General features: G+C 65.4%; 10 protein-coding genes. 6 read left to right on the forward strand and 4 right to left on the reverse strand.

Annotated elements, in window-relative coordinates:
* The first annotated feature begins 12 nt into the window (after positions 1–12).
* From HB681_RS29170 to HB681_RS29190, 5 genes are all read left to right on the forward strand, one after another.
* Positions 13–786 carry an SDR family NAD(P)-dependent oxidoreductase gene (locus HB681_RS29170; RefSeq protein WP_213958375.1) on the forward strand — a complete coding sequence of 258 codons (774 nt, stop codon included), beginning with the start codon at positions 13–15 and terminating at the stop codon, positions 784–786.
* 12 nt (positions 787–798) lie between these two features.
* Positions 799–1,833: an L-idonate 5-dehydrogenase gene (locus HB681_RS29175; protein WP_213958376.1), complete on the forward strand. Its 1,035-nt coding sequence runs from the start codon at positions 799–801 to the stop codon at positions 1,831–1,833.
* A 174-nt stretch (positions 1,834–2,007) separates the two neighbouring features.
* Complete coding sequence (locus tag HB681_RS29180; protein ID WP_213958377.1) at positions 2,008–2,739, forward strand: Crp/Fnr family transcriptional regulator; 732 nt, start codon at positions 2,008–2,010, stop codon at positions 2,737–2,739.
* An 89-nt stretch (positions 2,740–2,828) separates the two neighbouring features.
* Positions 2,829–3,521: a Crp/Fnr family transcriptional regulator gene (locus HB681_RS29185; RefSeq protein ID WP_213958378.1), complete on the forward strand. Its 693-nt coding sequence runs from the start codon at positions 2,829–2,831 to the stop codon at positions 3,519–3,521.
* 136 nt (positions 3,522–3,657) lie between these two features.
* Positions 3,658–4,128, forward strand: coding sequence for a hypothetical protein (locus HB681_RS29190; protein WP_213958379.1), 471 nt, complete (start codon positions 3,658–3,660; stop codon positions 4,126–4,128).
* 49 nt (positions 4,129–4,177) lie between these two features.
* On the opposite strand, the gene HB681_RS29195 is transcribed toward HB681_RS29190, so the two are convergent.
* Both HB681_RS29195 and HB681_RS29200 read right to left on the reverse strand, forming a co-directional pair.
* Entirely contained in the window at positions 4,178–5,809 is a 1,632-nt protein-coding gene (locus HB681_RS29195) for a toll/interleukin-1 receptor domain-containing protein (protein WP_213958380.1), read from the reverse strand.
* A 195-nt stretch (positions 5,810–6,004) separates the two neighbouring features.
* A complete protein-coding gene (locus tag HB681_RS29200) occupies positions 6,005–6,739 on the reverse strand; it encodes a toll/interleukin-1 receptor domain-containing protein (RefSeq protein WP_213958381.1) in 735 nt (244 codons plus the stop codon).
* Positions 6,740–7,044: 305 nt separating this feature from the next.
* Between HB681_RS29200 and HB681_RS29205 the strand changes: the two genes are divergently transcribed.
* Positions 7,045–12,555, forward strand: a complete 5,511-nt coding sequence (locus tag HB681_RS29205; RefSeq protein WP_213958382.1) for a CHAT domain-containing protein — start codon at positions 7,045–7,047, stop codon at positions 12,553–12,555.
* A gap of 5 nt (positions 12,556–12,560) precedes the next feature.
* Here the strand turns inward: HB681_RS29205 and HB681_RS29210 are convergent, their stop codons facing one another.
* Together HB681_RS29210 and HB681_RS29215 are read right to left on the reverse strand one after the other, a co-directional pair.
* Positions 12,561–13,379: a phytanoyl-CoA dioxygenase family protein gene (locus HB681_RS29210; RefSeq protein ID WP_213958383.1), complete on the reverse strand. Its 819-nt coding sequence runs from the start codon at positions 13,377–13,379 to the stop codon at positions 12,561–12,563.
* Positions 13,380–13,395: 16 nt separating this feature from the next.
* Positions 13,396–13,779 carry a hypothetical protein gene (locus HB681_RS29215; RefSeq protein WP_213958384.1) on the reverse strand — a complete coding sequence of 128 codons (384 nt, stop codon included), beginning with the start codon at positions 13,777–13,779 and terminating at the stop codon, positions 13,396–13,398.
* Positions 13,780–13,785 lie beyond the last annotated feature (6 nt).

Here is a 13,785-nt window from a genome sequence, read left to right on the forward strand (position 1 = left end):
CAGGAGACCTGTTTGAACCCCGTCCTCAAGAGCTTCGACCTCACCGGGCGCACCGCCCTCATCACCGGCTCCAGCGCCGGCATCGGCTTTGCATTGGCGCGCGGCCTGGCCGGCGCGGGTGCGCGCATCGTGCTCAACGCGCGCAACGCCGACAAGCTCGAAGCTGCTGCCAACGTGCTCCGTGCCGAAGGTGCGCAGGTGGTCACGTCCGCCTTCGACGTCACCTCCGGCGAAGCGGTCAACGCCGCCATCGAGAAGATCGAAACCGGCACCGGCCCCATCGACATCCTCATCAACAACGCCGGCATGCAGCGCCGCAACCCGCTCGACCAATTCGAGGAAGCCCACTGGCACGAGATCATCAAGACCAATCTCGACAGCGTGTTCCTCGTCGGGCAGGCGGTGGCCAAGCGCATGATCCCGCGCAAGCGCGGCAAGATCATCAACATCTGCTCGGTGCAGAGCGAGCTGGGCCGACCCGGCATCGCACCCTACGCCGCGACCAAGGGCGCGCTGAAGATGCTGACCAAGGGCATGGCGATCGACTGGGGCCAATATGGCATCCAGGTCAACGGCATCGGGCCGGGTTACTTCAAGACCGAACTCAACGATGCGCTCGTCAAGAACGCGGAGTTCTCTGCCTGGCTGATCGGCCGCACGCCATCGCGGCGCTGGGGCGACGTGGAAGACCTGGTGGGCGCCGGCGTGTTCCTCTCCAGCGACGCGTCGAACTTCGTCAATGGCCACATCCTCTATGTCGACGGCGGCGTGACCGCTCAACTCTGATCAAGGCACATCATGGAAGCCCTCGTCATCCACGCTCCCGGCGACCTGCGCGTCGAGCAATACGAAACCGCCGAACTCGGCTCCGACCAGCTGCAGGTGCGCGTGCGCTGCGGCGGAATCTGCGGCTCCGATCTGCACTACTACCAGCATGGCGGCTTCGGCACCGTCCGCATCAAGGAGCCGATGGTGCTGGGTCATGAAGTGGCCGGCATGATCGAAGCCGTCGGCGCCCAAGTCACGAAGTTCAAGGTGGGCGAGCGCATCGCCATCAGCCCGAGCCGGCCCTGCGGCATCTGCAAGTTTTGCCAGGAAGGACTGCAGAACCATTGCCTCGACATGCGCTACTACGGCAGCGCGATGCGCACGCCGCACGTGCAGGGCGCCTTCCGCCAGCAGATCGTGGTGGAGCAGCACCAGGCGCACTTGCTGGCCGACTCGGTGAGCGACGGCGAAGGCTCGATGGCCGAGCCCTTCGCGGTGGCGCTGCATGCCGCGCGGCGCGCAGGTCCGTTGCTGGGCAAGCGCGTGCTCGTCACGGGTTGCGGGCCGATCGGAGCCCTGGCGATCATCGCGGCACGTCGCGCGGGCGCGAGCCACATCGTCGCCACGGACGTCGGCGCGCACACGCTCGGCAAGGCCTTGAAAGTCGGCGCCGACGAGGTCGTCAACGTGGCCGAAGATCCACAAGGCCTGGCCCGCTTCACCGCGGACAAGGGCAGCTTCGACGTGCTCTTCGAAGCCAGCGGCAATGCACGCGCCCTGGTCGGCGCCTTCGATGCGCTGCGCCCGCGCGGCATCATCGTGCAACTGGGCCTGGGCGGCGACTTCACGCTGCCCATCAACACCATCGTCGCCAAGGAGTTCGACCTGCGCGGCGCCTTCCGCTTCCACGAGGAATTCGCGGTCGCCGTGGAGTTGCTCAACAAGGGCCTGGTCGACGTGAAGCCCTTGATCTCCGCCACGCTCTCGTATCGGGATTCGGCCCGTGCCTTCGCGCTCGCGGCCGATCGCACACAAGCGATGAAAGTGATCCTGAATTTCGATTGAGGGCTCGCCTTCAAAAGCCGGCACGCGGGCAATCGAGGTCAGGCGGACATTCGATTGACTCTGTGCGCTAACGAACATACGAGATCCGCCCCGCTTCCTATACTTCGGCCGGCACTCTGCAGGGGGGCGCCGACTGGGCAGAGTCCTTGCCCGTTGCGTCAAGGAGCTTTGCGGATGTCCACGCCCGATCCCCGGGAGAACCGGCTGCTGGCCGCGTTGCCCACTGCCGAATGGGGCCGGTGGCTTCCGAACCTCGAACCCTTCGAGATGGCGTTGGGCGACGTGCTCCATGAGTCGGGCAGCCAGCAGACCCACGTGTATTTTCCGACCACCGCCATCGTCTCGCTGCTGTACGTGCTGGAGAACGGCGCCTCGGCGGAGATCGCCATCGTGGGCAATGAGGGCATCGTCGGCGTGCCTCTTTTCATGGGTGGTGGCTCGACGCCCAGCCGCGCCGTGGTCCAGAGCGCCGGCAAGGGCCTGCGGATGTCAGCGCGCGCGATGAAGGACGAGTTCGACCGGGCCGGTCCGGTGCTCCAGCTGTTGCTGCGCTACACGCAGGCCCTGATCACGCAAATGTCGCAGACGGCGGTGTGCAACCGGCACCACACGGTGGACCAGCAACTGTGCAGGTGGTTGCTGTTGAGCCTCGACCGGCTGCGGGACAACGAACTTTCCATGACCCAGGAACTGATCTCCAACATGCTCGGCGTGCGGCGCGAAGGCGTGACCGAGGTGGCGCTCAAGCTGCAGAAGGCGAACCTGATCCGATATGCACGAGGTCGCATATCGGTGCTCGATCGGGCAGGGCTCGAAAGGCGCAGCTGCGAATGCTATGCCGTCGTGAAGAAGGAATACGACAGGCTGCTTCCGCCGATGAACGAGACGGGATTGCGCGCATACTGACGCACCGGACCCTACTGCAGGCGAGAAAAGAGCGTTGACGGCGAGCCGCTCGCCCAACCGGACGAGTGGCAATCTTCTGGAGATGCCGCATGACGAACGTCCGCAACCGGCTGATCGCCGGGCTTCCCGCCGCTGACCAGGGGCGCCTCCTCGCGATGTGCGAGCCTTTCGAGCTGGTGCTGTCCGAGGTTCTCTGCGAGACCGGCATGCCGACGTTCCATGCCTACTTCCCGGTCGAAGGCTTCATATCGCTGGTTTCGATGATCGACCAGAGCCCCGGCGTCGAGGTCGGCATGGTCGGCAGCGAAGGCATGCTGGGCGCACAGTTGGCACTGGGTGTTTCCGTGACGCCGCTGCGGGCGCTGGTGCAGGGCCCGGGCACGGCGTTGCGCATCAGCGCTCCGGCGTTTCGCAAGGCGTTGAAGCGCAGCCCCGAGCTGCAGCATGCGATTCTTCGCTATGTCCATGTCCTGATGACGCAGTTGGCAACCTCGTCCGCGTGCCTGCGCTTCCACATGATCGGGCCGCGCCTGGCGCGCTGGCTGCTGATGAGCCAGGACCGCGCGCAGTCCACGCACTTCCACGTCACGCAGGAGTTCCTCGCCTACATGCTCGGCGTGCGACGCGTGGGCATCACGGCCGCCGCCGGTGCGTTGCAACGCAGTGGCTTGATCGTCTATCACCGGGGCGATATCGAGGTCCTGGATCGCAAGGGGCTCGAGGCTGCCGCTTGTGGCTGCTATGCCGCCGAGTGCCGGGCCTACGAGGCATTCCTGGACTAGGGCTTCGCGGCTTCGGCTTTGCCATGGTGCGGCAGCGTACAGACGGCCGGTCGACCGTCCCACTATCGTTTCATGCATGCGCGTGGCGTGTCGACGCTTTCGGCCGATGCGATGCGCAGGTACAGGGAGCCATGCAATGCATGAATTGGACTTCGACCTTCGGATCGCGGCTGTCAGGAGTGTTCTTGCGACACGCGGCGTCCTCGCGGGCTTGGCCATGCTCAACCACAGGACGGACTACCGCTACACCGGGCTGTTCAATCTGCGAGGCGCTGGCATGTGTCCGACCGTCGTATTCGACCGGACGGCCGACTCTCGCACCTGGCACCGGCTGGTCCCGCTTCGCGCAAGCATCTGGCGTCACATGCTCCGCCAGGGCGAATTCACGACGAGTTGCGCATCGGAAGACAGTCGACTCAGCCGCAGTGACCCGCTCAACTCCCTCGAATCGTGCTGCGGAAGCCTGCTTCAACCCAATGCAGGCGCCCTGCCCTGCGGCGTGCTGATCCACTTCGACGTGCAACGGCGAAGCATTGACCCGGGCGAGGTCTCGATGCTCCGGAGGACGGCGCCGCTCTTCCTCACGTACCTGGCCTTGAGCGAATGACAGGCCGCTCAACCTGCCACCGCGGAGCACCGGTGTCGCGGCTTGCGACTCAGCGCTTGATCAACAGGTCTTCGGTCTTGATGAATGTGATGACCAGGCTTGGCGCCTTGAATCGAACATCGCCCTTGCCCGTGTATTTGAAGTGCAGCCCGAGCAACGATCCGGTGTTGAACGCGTTGCGCATGATGTGCTCCGGAAGCGTCAGGCGGACTTGATGAAGTCCATCCCATGTCAGCGGTTCGGCGAGATTCACCGGTTGCCAGTCGCCGCCTTGCTCAGGTCGGAACACGCCGGTCGATTCGTATAGCGACACTGAGATGCTCCCGGTCCCGGACGACTGCTGTGGCGCCAGAGTGACTTCAGCCTGCACCAGGGCGCCGGGCCCCAGGGGCTTGAGGCTGTAGACGTAGATCGCTCGACGATCGTCCGCGTCGAGATTGCCGACGAATCCGTCCGCAACCTTCTCCTCACGCCCCGTGATGGCGCCGCCCTTGCTGGCCATCAGGCCGGTGAGAAGTGGTTCCAGGCGCTTTTCCGTCCGGCGTTCAGGTGTGCTCGGTACGACCTGGGTGCCCGCCTCATCCTTCAGTTGCTTCACGGGGCCATGGGCAATCCAGACGCCGAGATCGTTCCCTTCTGCCCATGCGTTGTCGTAGGGTCCTTGCAAGTAGTTGGAATACTGATAGCCCCAGACCTTCATGCCGCCATCGCTGGCGCGATGGATTCCCATCACGTTCGTGGCTCCGCCGGGGATCTGGCGCGTCGCAAAGGCCCGGAACAAGGCGCTCCCGTCGATGGCTTTCAGGTCTTGCATCTCCTCTTCCGAGGCCAGATGCCAATTTGTAAGGCCGTCAAGCAGCAGCGCCTTCGCCTTCGCGTCGATCGCTGCAAGGTCCTGGGAGCGTGTGGCCGTCCCTGCCGCGCTGGCCTTGAGAAGCTCTTTCGTCGTACCGAGCTGGAAGATGTCGCGCGCCCAGACACGACCTGTCTTTGAGTCGCGGACGACCTGGTTGTTCATGCTCAACGTCGTCGGCACTGCGTCCATGTTTTGCGAGGGCGCAGGGACGGAGGGCTCTGGCAAGGGCGGCGGGTTCGTCGAGAGGGTTGGACCTGGCGCAGGTTCAGGCACAGGTTGGCGCACATACCAATAAAGGGCAGCCGAAACCACGAGCCCAAGCAAGACAAGGGCGATCGGCGTCTTGGGGACGCCAATCCTTTTGCTCGGCAGGCTCGCAGTGATTGCGCCAATGAGTCGGTCGATGTCATGCTTGAAGTCCGCGCCGGAGCGAACGGGAATCGCGTTGCGAAACGAAAGTTCTGCCAGGGTCTGCGGAAGTTCGTTCGCCTGGGGCATGACCGCGCCGCCGACGCAGACGGGGATCAGCGGGATCTTGCGACGGATGGCCGTTTCCAGTTCCAGGCGCACGAAGTCATTGACATCCTCGAGACGGCGATTTCCGGCGGCGTCGGCCGCATTCAACCAGCCGGGACCAATGATCGCGACAAGGACCTGAGTGGATCCAAGCGCCTTTTCGATCTCGGCCCGGAAGTCTGTCCCCGGTGACATCGAGTCGATGTCCCTGAACATGTTCTTCTCGCCGAACTTGTCTTCGAGACGGTCGTAGACGCGCCCAACGTAGTGTTCGTCCACACGGCGATACGACAGGAAGATGCGAGACATCGGGTACGACCAGAGCGGCTCCGAGGGTGAACGAAAGTCTAGCGGCTAAGCCCGCTCCAGATCCAAGTGCGCGTGGCTGCGTCGGGGTGCCCATGGGCGTCTCGTCGGAAGTCATGGCGAGGCGTGGTCATGGCCACCGCGCACCACGCGAGTCGAAGTGCACACCCCTGGCGCACGAGTCCCAGCGGGAAAGCGCTAGATCGGCAGTGGCGCTGGCTCCGTCCCGACCTTCGGATTCGTGCCCATGCAGCCCCCTCCATGGTTCTGCAACCAATTGATGACTGCAGCCTCCGACTTCGCGCAGATGCCGAGAAGGAGATAGTCGTTTCCATTCACCACTGGGTCCATGCCCACGTCGAACCAACTCGCGGCCTGGGAGGAATGCAGGATGTGTTGCTTTGCCCGTCCAAACTCGTAGGGGACCCATCGGGAGTGCACGGCATTCTTCGTCTGCACCGCGATCACATGGGAGCAGTTGAGCAGCGCCATCTCGATGATGGACGCAATCAGGATGGACTTCGTGAGTGGCGGCAAAGCCCATCCATTGGCAAGTCGCAGCACGGGGTCATGGACATCGAGCCAATATTCGAGGCCATTCTTGTTTGCCAACCACGCGATGCGCTCGGCGTATACGACATCGGCCTGCTGGTGTGAGACGAACACGCGGCAGGGCTTCTGCACTCCGTTCTGCTTCTGTTCCTGTGCTTCTGCCCAGGTTGCATTCAGGAAGGCATCGAAAGCGCCGAGGCTGCTCCTTGTCCAGGAATCCTCTTCGGCCCTGTCCGGCGATCCGATCTCGCGCAGCCTTTCGACAAGCGCAGCCCATTCGTTTGGGCCGATATCAACCCACTCATCAGCATCGTCATGTGGCCTCTTGTAGCGATCTCGGAGATCGTCCAAGGCTGCGGCAACCCAATTGAAATCGGCCATGTCAGTTCCTTGTCAGACCCCGCATCGCCGCCAGAGTAAAGGTCGGAACCAGCATGCATTCGGTCGAATCGTGGGTGAGGGATCGCGGTCAAGCACCCGAGTCCTGGCGGCATTCTGCGCGCAGGCTCCCGGCAGGTCCATCCACCCATCGAGGGATGCTTTTCCTCGACCGCCACCTCGCACCGACTTGATAATTCAGGCTGAGGAGGAAGCCGCGCCGACGTCGACAGCCCACGCAAGACGCGTCCAACTCACCAGCATGCTGACCGGCGCTGCCCCAATAACGAACCTCAAGAGGCAAGGGCATGGCCAACAACGCACCTCGAATCCTGCATCTGCGCGGCACGTACCTGGGCCCCGCCGAGATCCAGGGCATGCAGCACCTGACCGTCACCAGTGCCCGGCGCGTGGGCATCGGCGGCGCAAGCCGCGCGGCCGGTCCCGCGCCGGAGGTCAAGGTCGCATCCGATGAACTGGTCCGCGTCGTCTTCGCCGATGACCAGGTGATCTGGATGCGCGCCGACGAGCTGGTCGCGCTGCGGGGTTCGAGCAGCAACCAGGGACGCGGCGCCACGGAGCCGGAACTCATCGAGATCGACGACAGCGGCCAAGCCGACCAGCGGGGCGCTTTGTCCATCGGCATCAAGGTACTGGAGTTCTTCGGCATCAACCTCAAGCAGAAGGCCGCTCTCAACCTGGCCGCGCTCGTCGACCAACGCCAGCTCAAGGTGCCGGAGCCAGGACTCTATCGATGCCAACTCGACAAGGCGGCGCCGCTTTCACCGCTTCCGGCCAACGCGCGCCCGCCCGGCAAGCAGCCGCTGCTGCTGTTCGTGCACGGCACGTTCTCGAATTTCGAGGGTGGCTACGGCGGGTTGATGGCGCGCACCGACGACGCGGCCGGTCGTGCCGCAGGGTTGGCGCGCGAGGCAATTGCCAAGGCTTATGGTGAACGCATTTATGCGTTCGAGCACCGCACGCTGACAGAGAGTCCGATCGACAACGCACTGGCGCTTGCAGGTGCCTTGCCGGATGACGCCGAGCTGCACATCGTGTCGCACTCGCGCGGCGGACTGGTCGGGGAACTGCTGGCCCTGGCCGGCCGGATGCGGGAGATGGATCCGCTGGCCGAAGACCTCATCAGCCGCTTGTTCGAACAGGATCCCGAGCTCTCTCGCCCGCCGGGGCTGCCCCGGCTGAACGAGGAGGACGCCAAGCGTCTGGCGAAGACCTACGAGAAAGATGCAGAACGCCTGCGGGATCTGCTCCGGCTGCTCGATGCCAAGCGGGTGCGCATTCGCCGTTTCGTGCGCGTGGCCTGCCCAGCGCGCGGCACCACGCTTGCGTCTGGCCGGCTCGATCGCTGGCTGGGGGTGCTGCAGGCACTGGTGCCCGAGAGTTTTGTCGGCGACGGGCTGGAGTTCCTGCTTGCGGTGCTGAAAGAGCGAACCGATGCGCGCGTGATGCCGGGCATCGAAGCCATGATGCCTGGCTCGGCGCTGACACGCCTGCTCAACCAGGGCGGCATCACGACCGGCGCCGACCTCTCCGTGATCGCCGGGGACACCCAGGGCAATGGTGCCTTCAGCCGGCTGAAGATGTTCCTCATCGACTGGTTCTATGGCGACCAGAACGATCTCGTGGTCAACACGGGCTCGATGAGCGGCGGGCTGGCGCGCCCGCCAGGCTTCGCGCGCGTACTCGAGGACCGCGGGCCCGAGGTGACCCACACGCACTATTTCCGCAATCCGACCACCATCGGGTGGCTGGTCAAGGGCCTGACGCGGGAAGACAACCAGGACGGCGGATTCGCACCGATCTCGCAGGCGAGCCAGCAGGAACCACGCTACCGCTCCGCACTACAGCGCAGCGCCGCCGACACGCGCAAGCTGCCGATCGTCGTCTTCGTGCCCGGCGCGCTGGGCAGCGCGTTGGCCGTCAAGGGAGCGCCGGTATGGGTCAACTACCGCGCGCTGATGTTCGGCGGCATGGGCAAGCTGGTGATCGACGCCGACGGCGTCAAGGCGACCGAACCGCTGGACGACTTCTACGGCCCGCTGATTGCACACCTGGCGCGCGACCACCGGGTCGAACTCTTTCCCTACGACTGGCGCCTGTCGGTACGCGACAACGCGGCCGGCTTGCAAGCAACAGTGGCGCCGCTTCTCAAGCGCGCCAATGACGAGGGTGTAGCGCTGCACATCCTCGCCCACTCGATGGGTGGCCTGGTCGTGCGCGCGATGATCGCCGACGGCGCGGCCGGTACGGCTCTGTGGAACGACATGGGCCGACTCACGACTGGCAGTCGGCTGTTGATGCTGGGCACGCCGAACCGGGGATCGCACGAGGCGATGCGCTGGCTCACCGGCTTCAATCCGACCCAGGCCAAGCTGGCCCTGCTCGATCTCACACGCGGCGCCAACGGGCTGATCGAGATCGTGCGTCGCTACCCGGGCCTGGTGGAAATGCTGCCGTTTGGCGACGACCAGACCGAGGCGCAGTTTGGCGCCGTCAAATTCTGGAAGGATCTCCGGACCGCCTGCGATGCCGGCTTTCCGCTCGTCGAGCCGGACGTGTTCGTGCAGGCGAAGCAGACCTGGAAGCGCCTGAAAGGGACCGTGGTCGATCCCGAGCGCATGCTCTATGTCGCCGGCTGCGCGCGCGCCACCGTGGTCGACCATGAACTGGTCGTCGACGAGCAGGTGCAGCGACAACGCATCAGTTGGATCGCGAGCAGCGACGGCGACGGCACCGTCAGTTGGGACTCGGGCAAGCTGGACACCGTCAAGACCTGGTATGCACCCGACACCGCGCACGACGAACTGTGTGCCAACGAAGACGACCGGAGGATCTTCCGCGCGTATGTCGACCTGCTCGCGCGCGGCAGCACCGACCAGCTCTCGCAGGCGCCACCGGCGCGGGCACGCGGTGCGCGCGAACGCTTCGAACTGGTCCAGCCCCCGGTCGACGCGTTTCCGAGTGAGGCAGACCTGCGCGGCGCGGGCTTCGGCGGCACGCAGCCGCGGCGCCGTGCCCCGCAAATCACCCAGGCGCCGATCAAGGTCCTTGTGCGCCATGCCGACCTCAAGATGGCCAACCACGCGGTCATGGTGGGGCACTACATGGGCGACCTCATCGTCAGCGCCGAACGGGTGATCGACGACGCCCTGAACGGTGCGCTGTCGCAGGCCTACACCGCCGGGGTCTATCCGGGCGGCAGCGGCAGTTCCATGAGCTTCTTCGCCGATGCGTGCGCCAACACGGACGGCACGTTCAAGGGAGCGGTCGTGCTCGGCCTGGGCCAGGTTGGCGACCTGACCGCGGCCCGGTTGCGCGCCACCGCCCGCACCGCGATGGTCGACCATGCACGGCAGCTGGCACAGCACCACGCACGGGACGGCGAGCGGCTTTCCGTCGGCCTTTCGTGCGTGCTGGTCGGCAGTGGTGATGCGGGGCTGAGCGCGCGCGAATCCGTCGAGTCGCTGCTGCATGCCGCGATCGACGCCAACCGGCGCCTTGAACGCGCCAGGCTCGACAGCCGGGTGCTGATCGACACCATCGAGTTCATCGAGGTGTATGAGGACATTGCACTGTCGGCCGGCCTCGCACTGAACGAGGCGTTGAAGAACAGCGACCTGGGGTCGGCCGTTCGCTGGGATCCTCCCGTGGTCCTGAGCGGGGTCGAACTTCGCGGGCGCAAGCGCCGCGTCTTCGACACCGACCGCTCCTGGGATCAGCGCGTCGAGATCCTCGAGGATGAAAGAACAGGCATGCTGAGTTTCTCGATTGCCGGCCAGCGGGCGCGGGCGGAACAACAGAAGTCCACGAGTCGGGTCGCCTTCGCCGAGCACTACATCGCACGTGCAGTCGGCGACACCCGTGCCGACAGCGAGGTGGCCAACACCCTTTTCGAAATGCTCCTGCCGCTGGAATTCCGCCTCACCTCACCCGATGCGCGCGGGATGGTGCTGTTGCTGGACGAGCGCTCGGCGCGATTTCCCTGGGAGTTGCTGGAGGACCGCTGGAGCATCAACGCGCGTCCGCTGGCGATCGACGCCGGCATGTTGCGGCAGCTCAAGACCGTCGAATACCGTCCGGCGCCGCTGACCGCCAGCGATCATGCGGTGCTGATCGTGGGCGACCCCCAGCTCGAGGGCTGGGACAAGTTTCCCCAGCTCAAGGGTGCGGAGAATGAGGCCGCCGCGGTGCGGGATACGCTCCGCGCCGTGTTCCCCACCGACGAAGTGCTTGCGCTGATCGGCCCCGACGCGATCCTCAAGGACATCATGCCTGCACTGCACAAGCGCGCCTGGCGCGTACTGCACCTGGCCGGCCACGGCGAGCACGAGTGGCGTGAAACGCCCGAGTCGGCGCCCCAGTCCGGCATGGTCGTGGGCAAGAATGTTTTCCTTGGTGCGGGCGAGATCGCACAGATGCGCCATGTTCCGGAGCTGGTGTTCATCAACTGCTGTCACCTCGGGCGCACCGATGGCAAGGTGCCCGAGTACCACAAGCTCGCCGCCAACCTCGGCGCGGAATGCATCCGCATGGGTGCGCGCGCAGTGGTGGCTGCGGGCTGGGCGGTGGACGACGCCGCGGCCGTGACTTTCGCGCGCACGTTCTACGCTGCGCTGCTGGCCGGCAGCACGTTTAGAGATGCGGTCCGGCGAGCACGCAGCAAGACGCATGATGACCACCCCAGCACCAACACCTGGGGCGCGTACCAATGCTATGGCGACCCCGGTTGGCGCCTGGTCAACGACGGCATGCAGGATGCGCGCCCGGTCGTGCCGGACTACGTCTCCCCGCGTGAGCTGGTGGCCGAACTCGACAGCTTGCTCGTGGCGGAGAAGGACGCACCCAGGAGCGGGGACAGCAAGGCGCGCACCAGGGATCTCGAGGAGCGGGTACAGACCTGCCTCGACCGCGCGCCGGCTAGCGTTCGCGACCTCTGGCTGGCGCGTGCCGACGTGGCCGCCGCCCTCGGGCTGTTGTATGGCGAAGCAGGCGAGCGCGATCAGGCCATCAAGCACCTGACGATCGCCATCGCGGCGCCGATCGGCGAATGCTCGTTGCTGGCCATCGAACAGTGCGCGAACCTGCGGGTTCGACGCACGGCCGACCTGTGGTCGGCGCTGCGCGAAGACGAGCGTCGCACAGGCACGCATGCGGACAAGCACGCCGAACTCTCTGCCGAGATCGCGGCCGCCATCGCGCCGCTGGAGGCGCTGGTGTTGCAGGCGCCGAACCGGGAACGGATGTCCTTGATCGGCAGTGCGCACAAGCGGCGAGCCTGGCTGGCCCTGGACAGGTCGCAGCGCCGCAAGAGCCTGTTCGACACCGCCACGGCCTATTTCAAGGCGTGGCAGTTGCCGGGCGACAACGACTACTACCCCGTGGCCAACGGCGCCGTGGCCGGCGTGCTGCTGGAGAAACTGGTCGCCGCAGAGGCCGATTCGACGTGGCGGAAGGAGATGTGCAGCCTGATCGAACAAACCAGGAGGCGTGACGCAACGCTTCTGCAGGCGGAGCATGACTTCTGGCGCGCGTCAGGCCAGGGAGACCTGGCCGTTGCAATGTTGCTGGTGGAAGGCGCGGACCCGTCGAGCATCGGAACTGCGCTGCTCAACAAGGAGAAGGCGATCGACGCCTACACGCGCGCCTTTTCACGCGGCGTCAGCGAACGCAACCGGGGGTCGGTCTACGAGCACCTGCTGTTCCTCATCGAGCTGACGCAGGATCCGCAGGCCAGCTGGGACGCCCGCGTGCCAGTGGCACTGGGTGAAATCCACAAGCAGCTGACCCAGTTGAAATGAGGCGGTCAGCCGGCGGCCACGCGCCGCTGGTGCCCCACCTCGAAATCATTGCGCCCGCTGCGATCCACGCCCCTGAGCAGCCACAACGGCCGCTGCGCGAAGTTGACGGCCACGCCGCTCTTGCCATCCACCGGCCGCAAGTCGCGCTCGAACACCGACGTGGCCGGCATGTAGCGCAAGGCCACGCCGGTGCGTCGCCTGGTCGACGTGTTGGCCTTGGCGCCGTGGATCATGTAGACGTCGTGCAAGGACATCTGGCCCGGCTGCAGTTCGAGGTCGACCGCATCGGCTTCGTCGAAGGCGCCTTCGGCCATGCGCTGGTTCAGCGTGAGGTCGGTGCGGTCTTCGTGCAGGTGCGGGTGCAGGATCTGGCCGATGTGCGAGCGCGGGATCACGCGCAGGCAGCCGTTCTCCACCGTCGACTCCTCCAGTGCCACCCACACCGTGCAGTTGGCCAGCGGGCGAATGGGCCAGTAGTGGCCGTCCTGGTGCCATGGCGTCTCGAAGCCTTCCGACGGCGGCTTGCAGAACACGTGGCAGCCCCAGAGGATCACGTCCTCGCCGATCACGCCGGATACGAGCTCGACGATCTCCGGGTCCTTCGCGAGGTCGAGGAACGAGCGGCTGCCGCGCACGCCCTCGCCGTTGTCGCCTTCGATGTGCGCGGAGACCAGTTTCTCCGGCCGCACGCCCGGGTTGTCGCGAATCAGCGCATCGAGCGCCTCGCGCATCTGCGCGACCCGATCGGGCGGCAGCCGGAATTGCGGGATCACATAGCCTTGCGCGCCGTACTGCGCGACCTCGCTGGCGGACAAGCTTGCCATGGCCTGCACTCCTTGTTCAGCTACGGACGAACATCGTCACCAGCGGCTCGTCGCCGACCTGGCGGCTCCAGTGGCCATGCACCGCAGGGTCGAAGGTCGCACCCTCGGGCAGCCTGTCGTCGGAATAGAAATGCTCGCCGGCCTTGAAGACGCGCGATGTGCCGCCTTGCAGGCCGATCTCCATCTGCCCCTGGAGAATCACCACCCATTGCGGCGTGACGGTGCAATGGAACTGGCTGCGAAAGCCCACCGGGCTGTGGCGCAACTGGTAGCCTTGCGAGGGGAAGAGTTGCGAGAGTTGCGACGACGGCGTGCCTTCGCCCAGTTCGATGGGCTCCTCGCGAAAGCGCGCCTTGCCGTCGGTATCTGTGAAGAGGATCACCTTGCTGAATGCGGTCATGTCGAT

The sequence above is a fragment of the Variovorax sp. dw_954 genome (genome assembly GCF_018449755.1).
Lineage (GTDB): Bacteria > Pseudomonadota > Gammaproteobacteria > Burkholderiales > Burkholderiaceae_C > Variovorax.